This window comes from Methylophaga pinxianii, assembly GCF_020447225.1.
GTDB lineage: Bacteria > Pseudomonadota > Gammaproteobacteria > Nitrosococcales > Methylophagaceae > Methylophaga > Methylophaga pinxianii.
In genome coordinates this window covers 1-16,623 of the sequence record NZ_JAJAEO010000167.1, presented here as the reverse complement: position 1 = coordinate 16,623, position 16,623 = coordinate 1, and the positions used below count along the sequence as shown (strand labels likewise).

14 protein-coding genes and 1 tRNA gene are annotated in these 16,623 nt (G+C 46.5%); 7 read left to right on the top strand and 8 right to left on the bottom strand.

Translation table 11 applies throughout. From position 1 onward, the window contains the following. The first annotated feature begins 52 nt into the window (after nucleotides 1-52). The 3 genes from hemN (at nucleotide 53) to LGT40_RS07315 (ending at nucleotide 3,304) form a co-directional block, all read left to right on the top strand. A complete protein-coding gene (gene hemN / locus LGT40_RS07325; RefSeq protein ID WP_226076443.1) occupies nucleotides 53-1,426 on the top strand; it encodes an oxygen-independent coproporphyrinogen III oxidase in 1,374 nt (457 codons plus the stop codon). 5 nt (nucleotides 1,427-1,431) lie between these two features. Further along, the gene (locus tag LGT40_RS07320) at nucleotides 1,432-3,165 is read left to right on the top strand and encodes a chloride channel protein (RefSeq protein WP_226076437.1); all 1,734 of its coding nucleotides are present in this window, start codon (nucleotides 1,432-1,434) and stop codon (nucleotides 3,163-3,165) included. A 52-nt stretch (nucleotides 3,166-3,217) separates the two neighbouring features. After that, nucleotides 3,218-3,304, top strand: a tRNA-Leu gene (locus LGT40_RS07315). Between the two features lie 151 nt (nucleotides 3,305-3,455). Here LGT40_RS07315 and pqqA (LGT40_RS07310) read toward each other — a convergent pair. Then, entirely contained in the window at nucleotides 3,456-3,527 is a 72-nt protein-coding gene (gene pqqA / locus LGT40_RS07310) for a pyrroloquinoline quinone precursor peptide PqqA (RefSeq protein WP_081443609.1), read from the bottom strand. 226 nt (nucleotides 3,528-3,753) lie between these two features. Here pqqA (LGT40_RS07310) and LGT40_RS07305 point away from each other — a divergent pair, with 226 nt between their 5' ends. Together LGT40_RS07305 and LGT40_RS07300 are read left to right on the top strand one after the other, a co-directional pair. Further along, nucleotides 3,754-4,443, top strand: a complete 690-nt coding sequence (locus LGT40_RS07305) for a plastocyanin/azurin family copper-binding protein (RefSeq protein ID WP_226076435.1) — start codon at nucleotides 3,754-3,756, stop codon at nucleotides 4,441-4,443. A 244-nt stretch (nucleotides 4,444-4,687) separates the two neighbouring features. After that, nucleotides 4,688-5,965: an ATP-grasp domain-containing protein gene (locus tag LGT40_RS07300; protein WP_226076433.1), complete on the top strand. Its 1,278-nt coding sequence runs from the start codon at nucleotides 4,688-4,690 to the stop codon at nucleotides 5,963-5,965. 75 nt (nucleotides 5,966-6,040) lie between these two features. On the opposite strand, the gene pqqA (LGT40_RS07295) is transcribed toward LGT40_RS07300, so the two are convergent. From pqqA (LGT40_RS07295) to LGT40_RS16195, 7 genes are all read right to left on the bottom strand, one after another. Beyond that, on the bottom strand, nucleotides 6,041-6,112 hold the full coding sequence (pqqA, locus tag LGT40_RS07295; RefSeq protein ID WP_081443609.1) for a pyrroloquinoline quinone precursor peptide PqqA: 72 nt from the start codon (nucleotides 6,110-6,112) through the stop codon (nucleotides 6,041-6,043). 395 nt (nucleotides 6,113-6,507) lie between these two features. Then, entirely contained in the window at nucleotides 6,508-7,194 is a 687-nt protein-coding gene (locus LGT40_RS07290; protein ID WP_226076420.1) for a DUF3618 domain-containing protein, read from the bottom strand. After that, on the bottom strand, nucleotides 7,191-7,625 hold the full coding sequence (locus LGT40_RS07285; protein WP_226076417.1) for a phage holin family protein: 435 nt from the start codon (nucleotides 7,623-7,625) through the stop codon (nucleotides 7,191-7,193). The genes LGT40_RS07290 and LGT40_RS07285 overlap by 4 nt, the downstream gene beginning before the upstream one ends. Continuing rightward, a complete protein-coding gene (locus LGT40_RS07280; RefSeq protein ID WP_226076414.1) occupies nucleotides 7,622-8,200 on the bottom strand; it encodes a hypothetical protein in 579 nt (192 codons plus the stop codon). The genes LGT40_RS07285 and LGT40_RS07280 overlap by 4 nt, the downstream gene beginning before the upstream one ends. Before the next feature lie 499 nt (nucleotides 8,201-8,699). Further along, on the bottom strand, nucleotides 8,700-8,771 hold the full coding sequence (gene pqqA / locus LGT40_RS07275; RefSeq protein ID WP_081443609.1) for a pyrroloquinoline quinone precursor peptide PqqA: 72 nt from the start codon (nucleotides 8,769-8,771) through the stop codon (nucleotides 8,700-8,702). Between the two features lie 106 nt (nucleotides 8,772-8,877). Beyond that, nucleotides 8,878-9,954, bottom strand: a complete 1,077-nt coding sequence (locus LGT40_RS07270) for an NAD(P)-dependent alcohol dehydrogenase (protein ID WP_226076412.1) — start codon at nucleotides 9,952-9,954, stop codon at nucleotides 8,878-8,880. A 424-nt stretch (nucleotides 9,955-10,378) separates the two neighbouring features. Continuing rightward, nucleotides 10,379-10,501 carry a hypothetical protein gene (locus LGT40_RS16195; protein ID WP_264177845.1) on the bottom strand — a complete coding sequence of 41 codons (123 nt, stop codon included), beginning with the start codon at nucleotides 10,499-10,501 and terminating at the stop codon, nucleotides 10,379-10,381. A gap of 173 nt (nucleotides 10,502-10,674) precedes the next feature. Here LGT40_RS16195 and LGT40_RS07265 point away from each other — a divergent pair, with 173 nt between their 5' ends. Both LGT40_RS07265 and amt read left to right on the top strand, forming a co-directional pair. Beyond that, nucleotides 10,675-12,849: a glutamine synthetase III family protein gene (locus LGT40_RS07265; RefSeq protein ID WP_226076409.1), complete on the top strand. Its 2,175-nt coding sequence runs from the start codon at nucleotides 10,675-10,677 to the stop codon at nucleotides 12,847-12,849. A gap of 241 nt (nucleotides 12,850-13,090) precedes the next feature. Further along, a complete protein-coding gene (gene amt / locus LGT40_RS07260; RefSeq protein WP_226076406.1) occupies nucleotides 13,091-16,516 on the top strand; it encodes an ammonium transporter in 3,426 nt (1,141 codons plus the stop codon). Nucleotides 16,517-16,623 lie beyond the last annotated feature (107 nt).

Genomic DNA, 16,623 nt, shown 5'->3' with positions numbered 1-16,623 from the left:
ACAAAAACCTGCTGTTTATAATCATCGTCACACTGTTTAACAGGACTTTGCGATGCAAAATCAAATGATTATGAACCGCCAGCTGATCCAGAAATACGATACCGCCGGCCCCCGATATACCTCTTATCCGACGGCATTGGAATTCCAAGAAAATTTTCAATCTCAGGACTTTATCCATCATGCCGAGCTATCCAATCAATCGGGTGGACCACTGTCTTTATATTTTCATATACCGTTTTGCGATACCGTCTGTTTTTACTGTGCCTGCAACAAAATCGTTACCAAAAATCGCGACCATGCCGTACCGTATCTGGAAAACCTCTACAAAGAACTGGCCCTTAAATCCACATTGATTGATAGCAGCAGAACAGTAACCCAGTTACATTGGGGTGGCGGAACGCCAACGTTTATCAGTGAGCAGCAGATGCACGAGCTCATGCAGCAAACCCGTCGTTACTTTCACATTGCCGATGATGCAGATATATCAATTGAAATTGATCCCCGTGAAGCTAATGCAAACACCATAAAACTTTTAAAAAGCATTGGGTTTAACCGCATCAGTCTAGGTGTTCAGGATTTTGATCCATTAGTGCAAAAAGCCGTTAATCGCATTCAATCTGAAGCTGAAACATTAGCTGTAATTGACGCCGCCCGGCAGCATCAATTTCGCTCAATTAGTGTCGATTTGATTTACGGCCTGCCACGACAAACGCTAGCTGGTTTTAATACCACTCTGGATAAAATCATCGCCGCCGATCCGGATCGCATCTCCTTATTTAACTATGCACATATGCCCAGTCTGTTTAAAACACAGCGTCAGATTAAAAGTGAAGACTTACCTTCAGCCGAGCAAAAGCTGAGCCTCTTGCAGCTCTCGATTAACAAATTAACTCAGGCCGGTTATCGTTATATTGGAATGGACCACTTTGCCAAACCCGATGATGAATTAAGCCTGGCTCAACAACAAAATCGACTGCACCGCAATTTTCAAGGTTATGCCACTCATGCCGAATGTGACCTGATTGGCTTTGGCATTACCGCTATCGGACATATTGGCGATGCATACGCTCAAAATGTGAAAACACTGACCGAATATGACGCATTGCTTAAACAAAATCAGCTGCCATTGATGCGAGGTCTGAGTCTCTCTGAAGATGACAAACTGCGTCGCAATATCATCACTCGGCTTATCTGTGATTTTGAATTAAATCTGGCAGATATCGAACACGATTATGCGATTCAGTTTAAAGATTATTTTGCAGATGCCTATCCACAGCTCGAACAATTTGCCGAAGATGGACTGTTGCAGTATAACTGGAAATCCATTGTGGTTTTACCCGCTGGACGCCTGTTAATACGTAATATCTGCATGGTGTTCGATAAATACAGTCAACAGGCAAAACAGCGATTTTCCAAAGTTATATAGGGCTGATGCTGGAAAAAATCCGACAGTACTTCATATTTGGTAGATTGGGCGTCAAGCTTTATGTGCTGGCCGTTATCACCGGGCTATTGGCAAGCCTTGCCATTATTCTGCTGCGGCTCACCATTGAACAAGGGCAAATGCTGTTATTGCCATCCGGCGAAGTCGAGGGTTTTGCCAGCCTGCCCTGGTGGGGCCTGTTAGGTCTGCCGATTCTTGGCGGCCTGCTCATTGGATTATTGTTTTACGGATTAAATCAAGAACAACGCACCACCGGCATTCTTCACGTTATCGAACGACTGTCAGCCTATGAAGGTCGTCTTCCCTGGCAAAATGCCGTTCGCCAATTCCTCGGTACCAGTATCGCCATCATTACCGGCCACTCGGTGGGCCGTGAAGGACCCGGCGTGCATCTGGGTGCCGCCAGTGGCAGTTTATTAGCCAATGGACTGGAACTGCCCAATAACAGTGTCCGGGTACTGGTCGCCTCCGGCGCAGCCGCCGCCATTGCAGCTTCGTTTAATACCCCTATCGCCGGGGTGATTTTCGCGATGGAAGTCATCATGATGGAATATTACATCGCCAGTTTTATTCCGGTGATTCTGGCTTCTGTCACCGGTGCAGTAGTCTGCCGATTGACCTTTGGTGACGATACCGTATTTATTAACCTCAGTGCCCAGATGCAATCACTATGGGAGCTGCCCTATATCATTTTCCTGGGGCTCGTCATTGGCGGCTTGGCAACCATCGCATTAAAAACCCTGACACTGTTCACCAACCTCTATACCAATCATCCCTCCTGGTTAAGGCCAGTATATGCCGGCATCTTAATGGGTCTGTGCGGCATGATGGTGCCGGAGGTAATGGGCATGGGCTACGGCATTATTGGCAGTATTTCTGCCAATGATATTGCCATCGGCACGCTAGTAATCATCATGATCCTCAAGCTGCTTTTATCTTCTGCCACGGTTGGCCTGGGCATTCCAGCGGGGGTCATTGGTCCGACCATGGTGGTGGGCGCCTGTGCTGGCGCGATTCTGGGCTACTTCGGTCAATTGATATTGCCCGACTATGCGTCGTCGATGACTTTCTATGCTGTATTGGGTATGTGCGCGATGATGTCGGCCACATTAAAAGCACCGCTTGCTGCATTAATGGCCATGCTGGAGCTCACCGGCAATCCGGAAATCATTTTGCCCGGCATGCTCGCAATCGTCTTTTCCAGCCTGGTAACGCACGATTATTTCAAACTGGAACCGCTGTTCGTCAACATGATGCGGGTTAAGGGTCTGGATTTTCGTAATGATCCCATCTCGCAAACACTTCGCAAAATCAGTGTGGGCGCCGCGATGCAGCGCAATATCGCCGTATTAAATCAGCAAATCAATCGCGACCTGGCGATGCATACACTCGAAAACAACCCCGAGTGGATCTTAATCACCAAAGAACGCAACCCGATTTCACTCATGCCCGCCAGCGATCTCGCCAGAGCAATGAGCATCAAAGAAAACGAAGATGAAACAGAAATGGATCTTATGCAAATCCCGGCCACACGCAGAAATGTACATAAAATTTCACTGCACACCAGCCTGCATGAAGCCTACCAAGCCCTGAATGCCCATGAGGTTGAAGCGCTTTACGTAAGTCGGCAAAGCACCCCAATGATCGACCGTATTTACGGAATTTTGACCCGGGAAATGATCGAAAGTCATTATCATTTGCCCACTTCCAACAAAAAATAACGCAAATGGGTATGAACAATTGTTCAATCTTGTTTATAATGTGCCGCTTGCTGCCCGGGTGGTGAAATTGGTAGACACAAGGGACTTAAAATCCCTCGGCTTTGCGGCTGTGCCGGTTCGACTCCGGCCCCGGGCACCATAAAATCAGGCACTCATTTATGAGTGCTTTTTTTATGCTTGAAATTTGAGATTAGGAATAAGTTATAAAGATTGGATGGAGTGAAGGCTCATAATCACCGCCACAAAAAAGCCCCCTTTCGGGGGCTTCTTGTTTTGCGTTGTTTCAAATCTTAACGATTACAAATATACATCGTTACTTCAAAACCGAAACGCATGTCTGAATATTCTGGTTTAGTCCACATGGTAATCACCTCCTAGTTGTTTCGTTAACTTACGATTCAAATATTACGCTGGCAATCAAAAATGCCATAAGGTGATTTGCTTGTCCGGACTCAGGATTTTGCTTTATATCTTCGCAATGTAAAACGGGGTGAATACAATTATTTTTGAGTTTTAGCGTAATACCGAACGGACAAAGTTTGTCACTGTCATAAGTTATAAGAAGATTTTTTATCAGGAGAGTACAAGATGTTTAAAGCAACTTTGACGTTTACACAGACGAAAAGAATTACCCTTGCACTGACTATGACGTTCGCGGCTGCCACTCTGTTTACGGCCTGTGGTAGCGATGACAATTCGGAAAATACACAACCCCCAGAAACTGAGATGAGCTCCGAAAATCAGAGCAACATAGAAGCGATTGAGGACACCCCACCGAGCGAACCGGAAGCTGAAGTGGTTGTTGAAGATGAACCAGTCGCTGAGCTTGATCAGACTGATAACACCATGGCATCTGAAGAAGACGTCAGTGGGACATCAGCTGACACAGCCGCTCAAGCCGATGAACCAAAAAGCGAAGGAGCACAAAATCACGTCGTGACTGCAGAAGGGCTAGTATATAATCCGCTGGTCGTCAAAATTAATCCTGGTGACTCTGTGTCCTGGCGCAACATGAGCACACATAACTCTGAATCAATTGATGGCTTGATTCCTGAAGGTGCCGAGAAATGGAACTCACCGATGAGTGAAAATTACCAACGCACCTTCACCCAGGAAGGTATTTACGTCTACAAATGCACACCACATATTGGTGCGGGTATGGGCGGCGTGATCATCGTAGGTGAACCAGTGAACCTCGAACAGATTAAAAATGCCGATGTGACTGGCGGTGCTGGACGGTTGGTCAGAAAGGCAATATCTGCAGCAGAAAGTATGTAAATTCGCATTCAGATGACTTGGCACCATATAAAAAGGCACTTGAAATAAGTGCCTTTTTTTCTGCCTGAAACTTTTTTCCATAAAAGCGACATCAATATCTATCATCCATGAGCTAGCTTCTCTGCAAAAACCTTAAAAGACGATGTGCTGGTCAGTGATATGCTAGAAAACTTCTCTGATGAAATTACTCGTTATCCGAGCCTAAAAAAAGAATGTAAATCATACGTTTAAGCGAGGGCCAGCATTGAAAGACACTGATAACACTCCACAACTGACAAAATCAGCAAGACTAAACCAACAATGTGCCTGCGTAACACTCGATAGGTCAGCGCTGGTTGATGGTCTCACCAGCCAGTTAAGTGATGAATCTGGCGAGATTCTGTCGAGCTTGACCAGGCAACACTTCTTCTCAAATGTTGCGGTCTTTGTTCCCAGTTCAGATCTGGAACAAATGCTGGCCATTGTAAAAGCAATTGAAGCATCCGCTTCGCTTCCAGATTATCAACGACAGGTCATGTCTTGGGCACCTGAGACTGCACAACATAACCCTGGACCTGTCGGTGCTTTCATGGGCTACGATTTCCACCTCGGTGAGGAAGGGCCGCGTCTTATCGAAATCAACACCAATGCCGGCGGCGCTTTTCTAAATGCCATACTGACTCGAGCCCAGCTACAATGTTGTGGCAGCTCTACTCAGGCATCCTGGGCTGAAGATTTCGATGAAGCAGTAATTGCTCAGTTCATAAGTGAATGGCTTGCCCAGCGGGGTAGCGGACAACCGAAGAGAATTGCCATCATCGACAACGCGCCTGCAGAACAACATCTCTATCCTGAATTCAAACTGGCACAGCAGTTGTTAATTAAACATGGCATTGATGCCGTCATTCTCTCACCCAATGATCTCACCTATGAATCAGGGATTTTGTATGGTGGCAATCAGCCAATCGATCTGGTTTATAACCGCCTGGTTGACTTTGGGCTAGAGGATTCTGAACATGCCGCCCTGCGTTCAGCCTGGTTAGAAGGTGGAGCAGTAATCACCCCGAATCCTCATACACATGCTTTGTTTGCAGATAAACGTAACTTGGCCGTGCTGTCAGATCAGGCGAACCTCATTAAATGGGGACTAAGCCCTGAATTTGCTGAAATTCTGAATATCGGTATTCCTCATTCCATTCTTGTCACCGCGAGTGATAAGGAATTGCTCTGGAAACAACGCCGACAGTGGTTTTTTAAACCCGTGGCTGGCCATGGCAGTAAAGGCGTCTACCGAGGTAGCAAACTGACCAAAAGCACGTTTGCCAGTATTCTTGAAAGTGACTATGTCGCTCAGGCTTATGTATCACCATCAGAGCGCGTAGTTCTGGTGGATGGCGAGCGCGAAATGCTGAAGGTTGACGTACGCTTGTATACTTATCGTGGCTCTCTGTTACTCGCTGCAGCAAGGCTCTACAGAGGTCAGACCACCAATTTACGGACACCTGGTGGTGGATTTGCACCATTACTTTTGCAGCGTGATTAATCCTGCACAACAGCCAAAAATCATCCACAAAAAAGCCCCCTTTCGGGGGCTTATTGTTTTGCGTTATTTCAAATCTTAACGATTGCAGATATACATCGTTACTTCGAAACCGAAACGCATGTCTGAATATTCTGGTTTAGTCCACATGATAATCACCTCTTGGTTGTTTATGTGTCTTACGATTTATATGGTACGCCGACTGGCAAAAATGCCATAAGGGGATTTGCTTGTCTGAAATCAGGATTTTGCTTAATTGAAATTAATTCAGTACCTAGAGGGGGATTAACTAGTCAAACGCTATAATAAAACAGGCTCTTATTGATGAGGGCTTTTTTACGGCTGAAACTTAAATAATGGTTTCATTTGCAAGCCAAAAGACAACTCTAAAAAAACCTCTGTTGTGGTTTTATAGTGAGCTAGCGTGACGATTTTAGGACAAGATACTATTGGGTATGCTAAACAAGAAAAAGATGGGTCGATTCGTACCATTCGTAGAACTATTTCCGGCACATTCGACCCATCTCTCACATCGGCCTTAATCTTTAACTGGACCGAGCTGACTCACGGACCTCGTCATACTTCTCTTCCGCTTTCGACTTGACTGCATCAAGGCTGCGGTCACTCGCTTTACCGAGTTTTTCGTCCTCGAATTGAGTTGATGGAATCAACGCTGCCAGTGCCGCGCCGATAGCAACTCCAAGGCTTCCTGCCAGCAGAGGTTGCTCTTGGTAGAAATCGGAAATACATTCCCGGGCACTTTGTGCAGACGCTTTCATATCTGCTGAAGCGTTATGTGCCGATCCTTTTATATGGGAGGTTGCATTGTGAACGCGTTCGCTGACCGCTTCAGCCTTGTCATGAGACTTGGCAGCGGCACCGCTAAAGGCCTCCTTGATTTTGTCGACCTTATCGGAGCCTGTGTTATGTGTGTCATAGCGGTGTGCCGGAGGATTTTTGCCCGACATCATCATCCACGAGATACCAACACTGGTCAGCAACAATGGCATCGGGTTGTTTTTGATCTGAGTCCCCAGATTACGGCCGAAGTCTCCGCCATGTTCACGAGTCATACTAAGCATCTGGTCAATAAGCTCTCCGGGCGAAAGCCGATCAGAAAGTTCACTAGCCGTCCTGTCAAGACGCGCACGCGCCTGGTCGACTTCACGCTCTAACTGTTCTGGTTTTTTGTTTGCATCATTGTCGTTATGAATATCGTTAGCATTGCTCATCGTACAGCCCTCTCTAAAGTTTCTTTATCTTTCTTCGCCGAGTCCATTGTGCGATCAGGCACCATTGTTCGCGCGCTCATTTTTTTCTTGGCTGAATTGACCATCAGGAAGCCGATCAACAGCGCTAATGCACCAACGATCAATGCTGCAAGCCAGGGTTCAACAACATTGCTAAGTCCGTAAACTCCGCTCATCAGCAGGACAACCACGCCGGCCATGGCCAGAACAGCACCAGTTGCTATTGCCCCGACTGCTTTGTTCATATCTGAAACGGATTCACGCACTTCAGCTTTTGCCAGCGCAACCTCTTTACTTAGTAACGTGGACAAGTCCCTGGCGAGATCACGGATGAGATCGGCAATTGATTCGGAACCATTGTTATGACTCGACTCCGCTGCAACCGATGTGGGTTTCTGTTGTTCTTTTTTCATACCGTTTTCCTCCCTTCATTTTTATTTAAGTCAGTTGTTGTCATACCTAAATCTTCTTCACGCTCCTGCCCCGGCGCACCTGTGGAAACATCATTATTTTGTTGGGTGTCGTAGCGATGGGAAGCATCACTATCGTCGTCGTGCTGATGTTCTGCGCTCGCCTTGAAAAAACGCGACAAGCCAAAGCCGACCGCAACACTGCCGAGCATAAACATAGTGGGATTGTTTCGTGCCAGGCGTTTGGCATCGTGCGCCAACTCTTCAATACTTCGGTCTTCGATCTGACTGGCCGCCTTCGTAAGAAGACCGCTCATCTCGCGTGCATAACTCGCAAGCCCGTGGCGGTCGTTATCATCAAGATTCGCGGCGGCTGCATCAATGGCTTCAGAAAGCGTGTTTGCCTCTTCCGCAGCATGTTGTTGGCCGGCTTCGGCCTTTTTCCGTGCCTCTTCACCTACTTCCTGCTTTGCGTAACGGGCATCTTCCTCAAGTTTTTGTTTGGTGGTGCCATTATCAAAATTTTCAGACACATGACTGGGAATGTTCTGATTGGAATCTCGGTTAGATCTAGTCATTAAGTACTCCTTTGGCATTAAGTCTATTGCTTGTTGCTAATGGATTTAGATTGGGAGAAACCCAATCAGATGGAAATAAAGCACGCTGGGGGTTAGATATTTTGCTTTCGCAAGGGAGTTTTACAGGTATTCGACATCTTGTGATGTCATATTTGCAAGTCAAACGAAGTAGAAAAACTAACTCGCGATTGCTAATTGAGATTGTATTATCAGCACTGCTATACAACGCGCTTTCGATTTGAGTGTCTCACTGTATCCGACCAGTGTCAATATGGAGACTTTCTCCAATAAGCATGCTGTTTTGAGAGGCTTTCTTATACCTAACAGACTGATAATTCGGTAGTTTTTTAACAACTAAGTTAGCTTTTGATAACGTCAACCAGCTCGATTGAATCAACAAATTAACAGTCCCGCATGTGAATTAATGTGGGTGAGCGCTAGTTTCAAGCCATAAAAAAGCCCCCTTTCGGGGGCTTCTTATTTTGCGTTGTTTCAAATCTTAACGATTGCAGATGTACATCGTTACTTCAAAACCGAAACGCATGTCTGAATATTCTGGTTTAGTCCACATGATCATCACCTCTTGATTGTTTCGTTGGCTTACGATTCATATGTTACGCCGACAGATAAAATTTCCATAAAGGGATTTGTTTGCCATAGCTCAGGATTTTGCTGGATCAGATCTCAATAGCGACTTTTAAAACCCCATCTCTTTGATGAGAGAATAAATCATAGGCTTCTGTAATGTTTTCCAGTTTGAACCGATGGGTCACCATCGCACTTAAATCCAGCCTGCCGTGGGCAATAATATCCATTAAACGGCGCATACGTTCCTTACCGCCCGGACATAATGAGGTGATGATTTTGTGATCTCCTAAGCCTGCGGCAAACGCATCCAGTGGAATTGTCAGATCAGATGAATACACTCCGAGACTTGATAATGTGCCGCCGGGTTTCAGGACACGCAGCGCTGCTTCAAAAGTGCTTTGTTGACCAAGGGCTTCAATTGCTACGTCGACTCCGCGTCCACCGGTCAATTTCAGTATTTCGGCGACCACGTCATCTTTTCGATAATCCAGTGTGACATCTGCGCCCATTTGTTTTGAGATTGCCAGCCGTTCATCCACCCCATCCACCGCAATAATAAAACTGGCCCCTTTTAATCTGGCCCCGGCTGTGGCACATAAGCCAATCGGGCCTTGGGCAAATACCGCCACAATATCACCTATTTGAATATTTCCCGATTCAGCCCCGGCAAAACCTGTGGACATAATATCGGGGCACATCAAAACCTGTTCGTCAGTTAAATTATCTGGAACGGGTGACAAATTCGCCTGGGCATCCGGCACGAGAAGATATTCCGCCTGTGCGCCATCAATGGTATTGCCAAACCGCCACCCGCCCATAGGTTTGTAACCATGAGAATGTGATCCACCATCCTGTGCTGAATAACCATCCTGACAGGCATAGGAAGTAAAACCGGGACAGATTGCGCCGGCTATAACCCGTTGCCCTTCATGATAGCCCCGAATATTTTTGCCCAGTTTTTCGATCACTCCGACAGGTTCATGCCCAATCGTCAAACCTTTTTCAACGGGATATTCACCTTTGAGGATATGAATATCCGTCCCGCAAATGGTTGTGGTAGTAATTTTAATTAGCGCATCATTATCGCCAATTTCTGGTATAGGTTTATCGTCAATTTCGATGCGACCTGGCCCAATAAAAATAGCTGCTTTCATCATAGTTGCCATAGATCTACTCCTCATAATAAATACTTATGGCGCTCTCATAATATTGAATAAGAGAGCGATAAGATCAGCCTAGACCTTTTAAGGCTGTGAGTCATTGACCCAGATCATTCCAGATAAAACTGATTACTGAGAAGCAGGACTGGCAGCGAGATTTTATGCAGGCAGATAAAAAAATGTCAGACCGAAGCCTGACATAAAGAACGAGAGAGAACACATTCACGACCAGAAAACTATTCTGTGAGATCACTTATCCGCCTGTAGCATTAAAAAAACCGTGAATTAATTCTGATATTTAAAAGATCTTGTTTCTGTCCTTTGATAAAGCGCTTTTTCTTTTTACTGCATCACACTTAATTTTCTTCCTCAAAGTTTCATAGCCAATCGCCGCGGAAACAACATCGGGACGACAACTTGACAGGTGCTTTTAATGCTCTAATTTGGTGCGTTGCGCACCTTGTTCGCTCACGGCTGGCAGCACTTCAGCTCCCAGCTGATGCCCTATAAACGCTGCATCCTCCGGCTGAACTTGTTTTGCTGAATCTGACATTTTCTATGATAATTGGACTGCTTATTGCTTATGACTGTGGTTGGACAAAAGAACTTAATGGTCGTGTTCTGTTTCGTCGCTCTACTCATGATCAATCTTTACGAAATTAAGCTTCTTAAAAGTGTGTTGAAAATAAAACACGAATTAAACAATCACGCAGAAAGGGTAACGAAATGAGTGGAAACGAGTCGCGCTTGTCAGCAATTTCACAAATCACCAACCGCGAAAAAATCGCCGTAAAAAAGCCTGAAACTTTAGATAAGATCTGGGCAACGGATGTATTTAATCTGGCAACAATGGAACATGCGCTGAATAAATCGGCTTTTAAAGCGGTTAAACAAACCGTGCAAACCGGTGCTCCGCTTGCTCCAGCCGTCGCGGATGTGGTGGCTGCAGCGATGAAGAGCTGGGCGTTATCCAAAGGCGTTAAATTCTTTTCACATATTTTCTATCCGATGACCAATATCACCGCCGAAAAACATGACGGTTTTATTGTGACCAATTCTGAAGGTAATGCGATTACCGAATTTTCAGGCAGTTTATTGATTAAAGGCGAACCAGACGGTTCATCATTCCCGAACGGCAGCCTGCGCATGACCAATGCTGCGCGGGGTTACACGGCTTGGGATCCGACCAGCCCGGCATTCATTATGCACACCGAAAATGGTTCGACATTGATGATCCCAAGCGTATTCATGTCTTGGACAGGCGAAGCGCTGGATAAAAAAATCCCGTTATTACGCTCCAATGCCGCGATGGATAAAGCTGCACGCAAAGTGCTGACGTTAATGGGTGAAGAAGAGATTGCGACACTGAATTCAAGCTGTGGTGCCGAGCAGGAATACTTCCTGGTCGATATCAATTTTGCCAATGCCCGCCCCGATTTATTGTTAGCCGGTCGCACTCTGTTTGGCGCATCACCCGCCAAAGGTCAGCAGTTTGATGATCATTACTTTGGTGCGATTCCAGAGCGTGTACAAATCTTCATGCAGGATTTCGAAGATCAGCTTTATCGTCTGGGTATTCCTGCCAAAACACACCACAATGAAGTCGCGCCAGGCCAGTTTGAAATCGCACCATATTTTGAATCAGCCAACATCGCTGCCGACCACCAGCAGTTGATGATGACTTTGATGAAAAGCACTGCCAAAAAACATGGCTTTATGTGCCTGTTACATGAAAAACCGTTCGCTGGCGTCAATGGTTCGGGCAAACACGTTAACTGGTCGGTTGGTAATGCGACCCAAGGCAACCTGTTAGATCCAGGCAGCACTCCACACGATAACCTTAACTTCTTATTATTCTGTGGCGCGGTCATCCGCGGTGTTCATAAATATGGTCCGTTATTGCGTGCCGTTATTGCCTCAGCATCAAATGACCACCGTTTAGGTGCCAATGAAGCGCCTCCTGCTATTTTGTCTGTTTATCTCGGCGACCAATTGGAGAAAGTTTTCCAGGACATCAAAGATGGCAAAATCGCCACTTCAACCAAAGGTGGCGAAATGGATCTGGGCCTGTCTCAAATCCTCAAGTTCGAACGCGATCCGGGTGACCGTAACCGTACTTCTCCGTTTGCTTTTACCGGCAACCGATTTGAATTCCGTGCCGTTGGTTCATCTCAATCGGTATCTGGACCATTAGTTGCGATGAACACCATTTTGGCTGACTCGCTGGAATGGGTTGCTGAAAAACTGGAAGCTGAACTGGCAAAAACTGACTCAAGAACCACCGCTGTTTTAGCTGTACTGAAAACGCTGATGGAAGAACATGGCAATGTCATCTTTGGTGGCGATGGTTATTCTGCTGAATGGCACAGAATGGCGGTGGAAGAACGTGGTTTGAAAAACCTGCCGACTTCTGCTGATGCACTGCCATACCTGCGCGATGAATCAATCCGTGGACTGTTTTCACGTACCGGTGTGTTTTCACCAGTCGAGCTGGAAAGTCGATTTGAAGTCTATGCCGAGCAATATATTTTATCGATTGAAGTTGAAGCCAAACTGGTTATCGAAATGGCTAAAACCATGATTTACCCAGCTGCCACACAATATCTGGCGGAATTATCCATGGCTAATAATGGCATGGCCGAGCTGGGTATTGAAATGGATAACGCCATTGCCCTTTCAATTGCCAATGAAACCAACGCCATGATTGCCGCCGTCGCTGAACTTTCTACAGCGATTAAGCAACATGATTTTGATTCTATCGAAGCGCACATGAATTTCTGCGCCCACGATATCCGTGGCTTAATGTTGAAAGTACGTGCTCACGTTGATGCCCTGGAAGCCGAAGTTGCCGATGACTTGTGGCCATTGCCTAAATACCGTGAGATGTTGTTTATCAAATAAACCAACCTTCAATTTACATGGGATAAAAAAGGGCCAGAGAATTTTCTCTGGCCCTTTTGTTTGTAATGCCCCTCGTTTAAACCGCTTTCCTTTTCACTGCATTCTTACTTAGCTGAAATGGCACAAATTCTGCTGTTTGATAAGCCACAACACTCGATATAACGCGGGCTGGCGCTATTGTGTTAACCATTGCCAATCGCCCGCACCGATAGAGTGCTGCCTTCATCTTCGGAGACTGATAATGCCTGAAATGAGTGCACTGGATACATTGTGGTTGTTAATCGCAGCCATGCTGGTTTTGATTATGCAGGGCGGATTCCTTTGTTTGGAATCTGGTCTTACCCGAAGTAAAAATGCGATTAACGTCGCGCTTAAAAACGCCTTTGATTTGATTGTTGCCGCCATGCTCTTCTGGCTGTTTGGTTTTGGCATCATGTTTGGTGCCCATGACGGCCTGAAATTCGATACTCACTGGTTTATTGCTGATTTTTCCAGAGACGAATTCTGGCACGCCAGTTTCTTCTTTTTCCAGTTAACTTTTTGTGCCACCGCCGCCACGATTGTTTCCGGTGCCATTGCAGAACGAAGCAGGTTTGTGATCTACATCATCATTACGGCAGTCATCAGCCTGTTTCTCTATCCGGTATTTGGTCACTGGGTCTGGAGCAGCGCAGTCAATGAATCTCCTGGCTGGCTGGAAGCCATGGGGTTTACCGATTTTGCTGGCAGTACCGTGGTACATAGTGTCGGTGGCTGGGTAGCATTAGCTGCAGTAATTGTTATCGGCCCACGTACCGGGCGTTTCATTTACGGGCAGGTACAAAACATTCCAGGCAGCAACCTACCGCTGGCGATCCTGGGTATGCTGTTTTTTATGATCGGTTGGATTGGCTTTAATGGTGGCAGTACATTGGCCTTTACCACCGCCATTGCCGGCATTATCGTCAACACCATCATCGCAGCTGCTGCCGGAGGAATCATTGCGATTCTGCTATCCAAAACGCAACAGGATAATAGTCAAACTACCTCACTCACAATTAATGGCACTTTGGCTGGATTAGTCGCCATTACCGCTGGCTGTCATGTTGTTTCAACACCGCAAGCGGCTTTAATTGGTGGCTTGGGCGCGTTAGTGATGTTTCTGGCTGAAAAATTGATGCATCGAATACAGCTGGATGATGCCATTTCCGCTGTGCCGGTTCATTTAGCCGCCGGTATTTGGGGCACATTGGCCGTCGCACTTTTTGGTGATTTGCAATTGCTTGATACTGGTTTAAGCCGCGCTGGTCAATTACAGGTACAACTGCTTGGCATATTCGCCTGCGCTTTGTTTATTTTCCCGCTATCCCTCACTTTTCTCATTCTACTGAATCGCTTCATACCATTACGCGTCAGTTTTGAAGCCGAACAACAAGGACTTAATGTTGCGGAACATGGTGCAAGAACAGAACTTACTGATCTGCTTTCAGCCATGCAAACGCAAGAGCGCAGTGGTGATCTGAAGCAGCGGGTTCCGGTTGAGCCATTTACAGAAGTCGGCCAGATTGCCTCTCAGTACAATCGGGTTATCGCTAATTTGAATCGCATGGTGACCCGCACCCGGTTGATTGTGCGAGATATGCGTGATGGGGTAATCACCTTCTCCAGCCAGGGCATTGTAACCAGTGCAAATCCAGGAGCAGAGATTCTATTCGGCCTGCCAGCACACCAGTTGGTAGGGCAACCCACTGAAGTGTTGCTCCATGCACAGAATAAACAAACCTTTTCGGCCATTCTGCCCGAGAAATTATTTGTCACTCTGGCCAGCAGCCAACAGCCGGGCCCTTATGAAATCATTGCCAAAAACAGTAAAAGCGAACCTTTCACACTGGAAGTCACCACCACCGCCAGTCCGACCGAAGAAGGCGTGCAATACAGCGCTATGCTCAGGGATATCAGTGAAAGAAAAAAGATGGAAGATCGTCTGCATCGTCATTCTGAGCTGGCCCAAGTCACACTGGAAGCGATCACCGAAGCTGTGGTGACCTGTGATTCCGCCTACAACATCGTCTACCTTAACCCGATGGCGAGTGAACTGCTTGGTCACACATCCGAACAAGCATTCGGTAAAGCAATTGACGAAATTATTCTGATTGAGGACAGTGAATCGGTTTCCATTCAAATCACGGCATTATGTCAGCAATACTCAGATAAATCGCCGAATTCCAGCCAAAAGCGTCTATTTGTGCTGAAAAACAAAAAAGGCGAAGAATTTGAAGTCCAGCTCAACTGTGCCCCTTTGCTGGATACTAACCGCCAAAATATAGGTTGGGTGGTGGCGCTTCAGGACATAACTCAAAACAGTCGTTTACAGAAGATGCTGACTTTCCAGGCGGTGCACGACACGCTCACTGGGCTCATCAACCGCCGTGAATTCGAAAAACGTTTGGAATCGCTGATCCATGAAGCTCACCATGACAAAGCCGAGCATCTGCTGTGCTATCTGGATTTAGATCAGTTCAAATTAGTCAATGACACTTGTGGACATAGAGCCGGGGATGTTCTGTTAAAGCAGCTCTCAAATCTATTAAAACCGGTACTGCGTCAGAGCGATACCCTGGCACGACTGGGTGGTGACGAATTCGGGGTATTGCTTAGCCATTGCCCTATTGAAAAGGGTTTAAACATTGCCGAGACACTGCGAAAAACCGTCACCGCTTTTCGGTTTTCCTGGGAAGGCCAGGTGTTTTCAGTAGGCGTCAGTATCGGTTTGGTCAGTATTACCGAAGCCAGTGGCAGCCTGGATGAAGTTTTGAGCCATGCCGATGCCGCTTGCTACGCTGCCAAGGATCTCGGGCGTAACCGAGTTCATCTGTTTCAGCCCGATGACATTCAGGCCCAAGAGCGTCAAGGTCAGATCCAATGGGCCAGCCGACTGCAAGAAGCGCTCGATAAAGATCTTTTCCGTCTCTATTTTCAGACGATTGTTCCGCTGGAAAACAGCGATAACACCATGCCGCATTATGAAATTCTGGCTCGCATGATCAGCCCACAAGGTGAAATCATTCCACCAGGCGCTTTCATTCCAGCGGCAGAACGTTTTGGTTTAATGCCCAAGATCGACCAATGGGTGATTCGCAACACACTGGCCTGGATGGGCGATCAACTTCGTCAGAACCAGCAGCCCGTGTTTTGCTCGATAAACTTGTCTGGAGCGTCGATTGGTCGCGAAGACTGTCTGCAGTTAATTCAGGAACAACTGGAGAAACGCCAAGTACCGGCAAATAATATTTGCTTTGAAATCACCGAAACAGCTGCCATCGCTGATCCAGCCAATGCCGGTCGCTTCATTACCGAACTCAAACGCTTAGGCTGCCAGTTTGCTCTGGATGACTTTGGCAGTGGCCTGTCTTCCTTCGGCTATCTCAAACAACTACCAGTCGATTATCTGAAAATAGATGGTATTTTCATTCAGGAACTCGCCAATAACCGGATTGATCAAGCGATGGTGGCTTCGATAAATAACATCGGCCATATCATGGGATTAAAAACCATTGCCGAATTTGTTGAAGACGCGGCAACCCTTAATATCCTGCGTCAGATTGGCGTGGATTATGTTCAGGGCTATTACCTGTCAAGACCGGAACCCTTGGAATCACTCACTAGTGTTCGGGTTATGCCGCGTTAAATGAAGGATATTAGGATCCGGGTCCAGATTAAAGGGTCAGCAACTGATTTAGTTTTTTTATACTTTATCAAGCTGGCTGACCCCTTGATTTCTTTCTTGTTTTTTTT

Bases quoted from the DNA above. Each gene is read 5' to 3' on its own strand.
- LGT40_RS07265 (WP_226076409.1), top strand. From the start codon at position 10,675: ATGAGTGGAAACGAGTCGCGCTTGTCAGCAATTTCACAAATCACCAAC.
- amt (WP_226076406.1), top strand. From the start codon at position 13,091: ATGCCTGAAATGAGTGCACTGGATACATTGTGGTTGTTAATCGCAGCC.
- LGT40_RS07305 (WP_226076435.1), top strand. From the start codon at position 3,754: ATGTTTAAAGCAACTTTGACGTTTACACAGACGAAAAGAATTACCCTT.
- LGT40_RS07290 (WP_226076420.1), bottom strand. From the start codon at position 7,194: ATGAGCAATGCTAACGATATTCATAACGACAATGATGCAAACAAAAAA.
- LGT40_RS07320 (WP_226076437.1), top strand. From the start codon at position 1,432: ATGCTGGAAAAAATCCGACAGTACTTCATATTTGGTAGATTGGGCGTC.
- LGT40_RS07285 (WP_226076417.1), bottom strand. From the start codon at position 7,625: ATGAAAAAAGAACAACAGAAACCCACATCGGTTGCAGCGGAGTCGAGT.
- LGT40_RS16195 (WP_264177845.1), bottom strand. From the start codon at position 10,501: ATGTCAGATTCAGCAAAACAAGTTCAGCCGGAGGATGCAGCGTTTATA.
- LGT40_RS07270 (WP_226076412.1), bottom strand. From the start codon at position 9,954: ATGGCAACTATGATGAAAGCAGCTATTTTTATTGGGCCAGGTCGCATC.
- LGT40_RS07280 (WP_226076414.1), bottom strand. From the start codon at position 8,200: ATGACTAGATCTAACCGAGATTCCAATCAGAACATTCCCAGTCATGTG.
- hemN (WP_226076443.1), top strand. From the start codon at position 53: ATGCAAAATCAAATGATTATGAACCGCCAGCTGATCCAGAAATACGAT.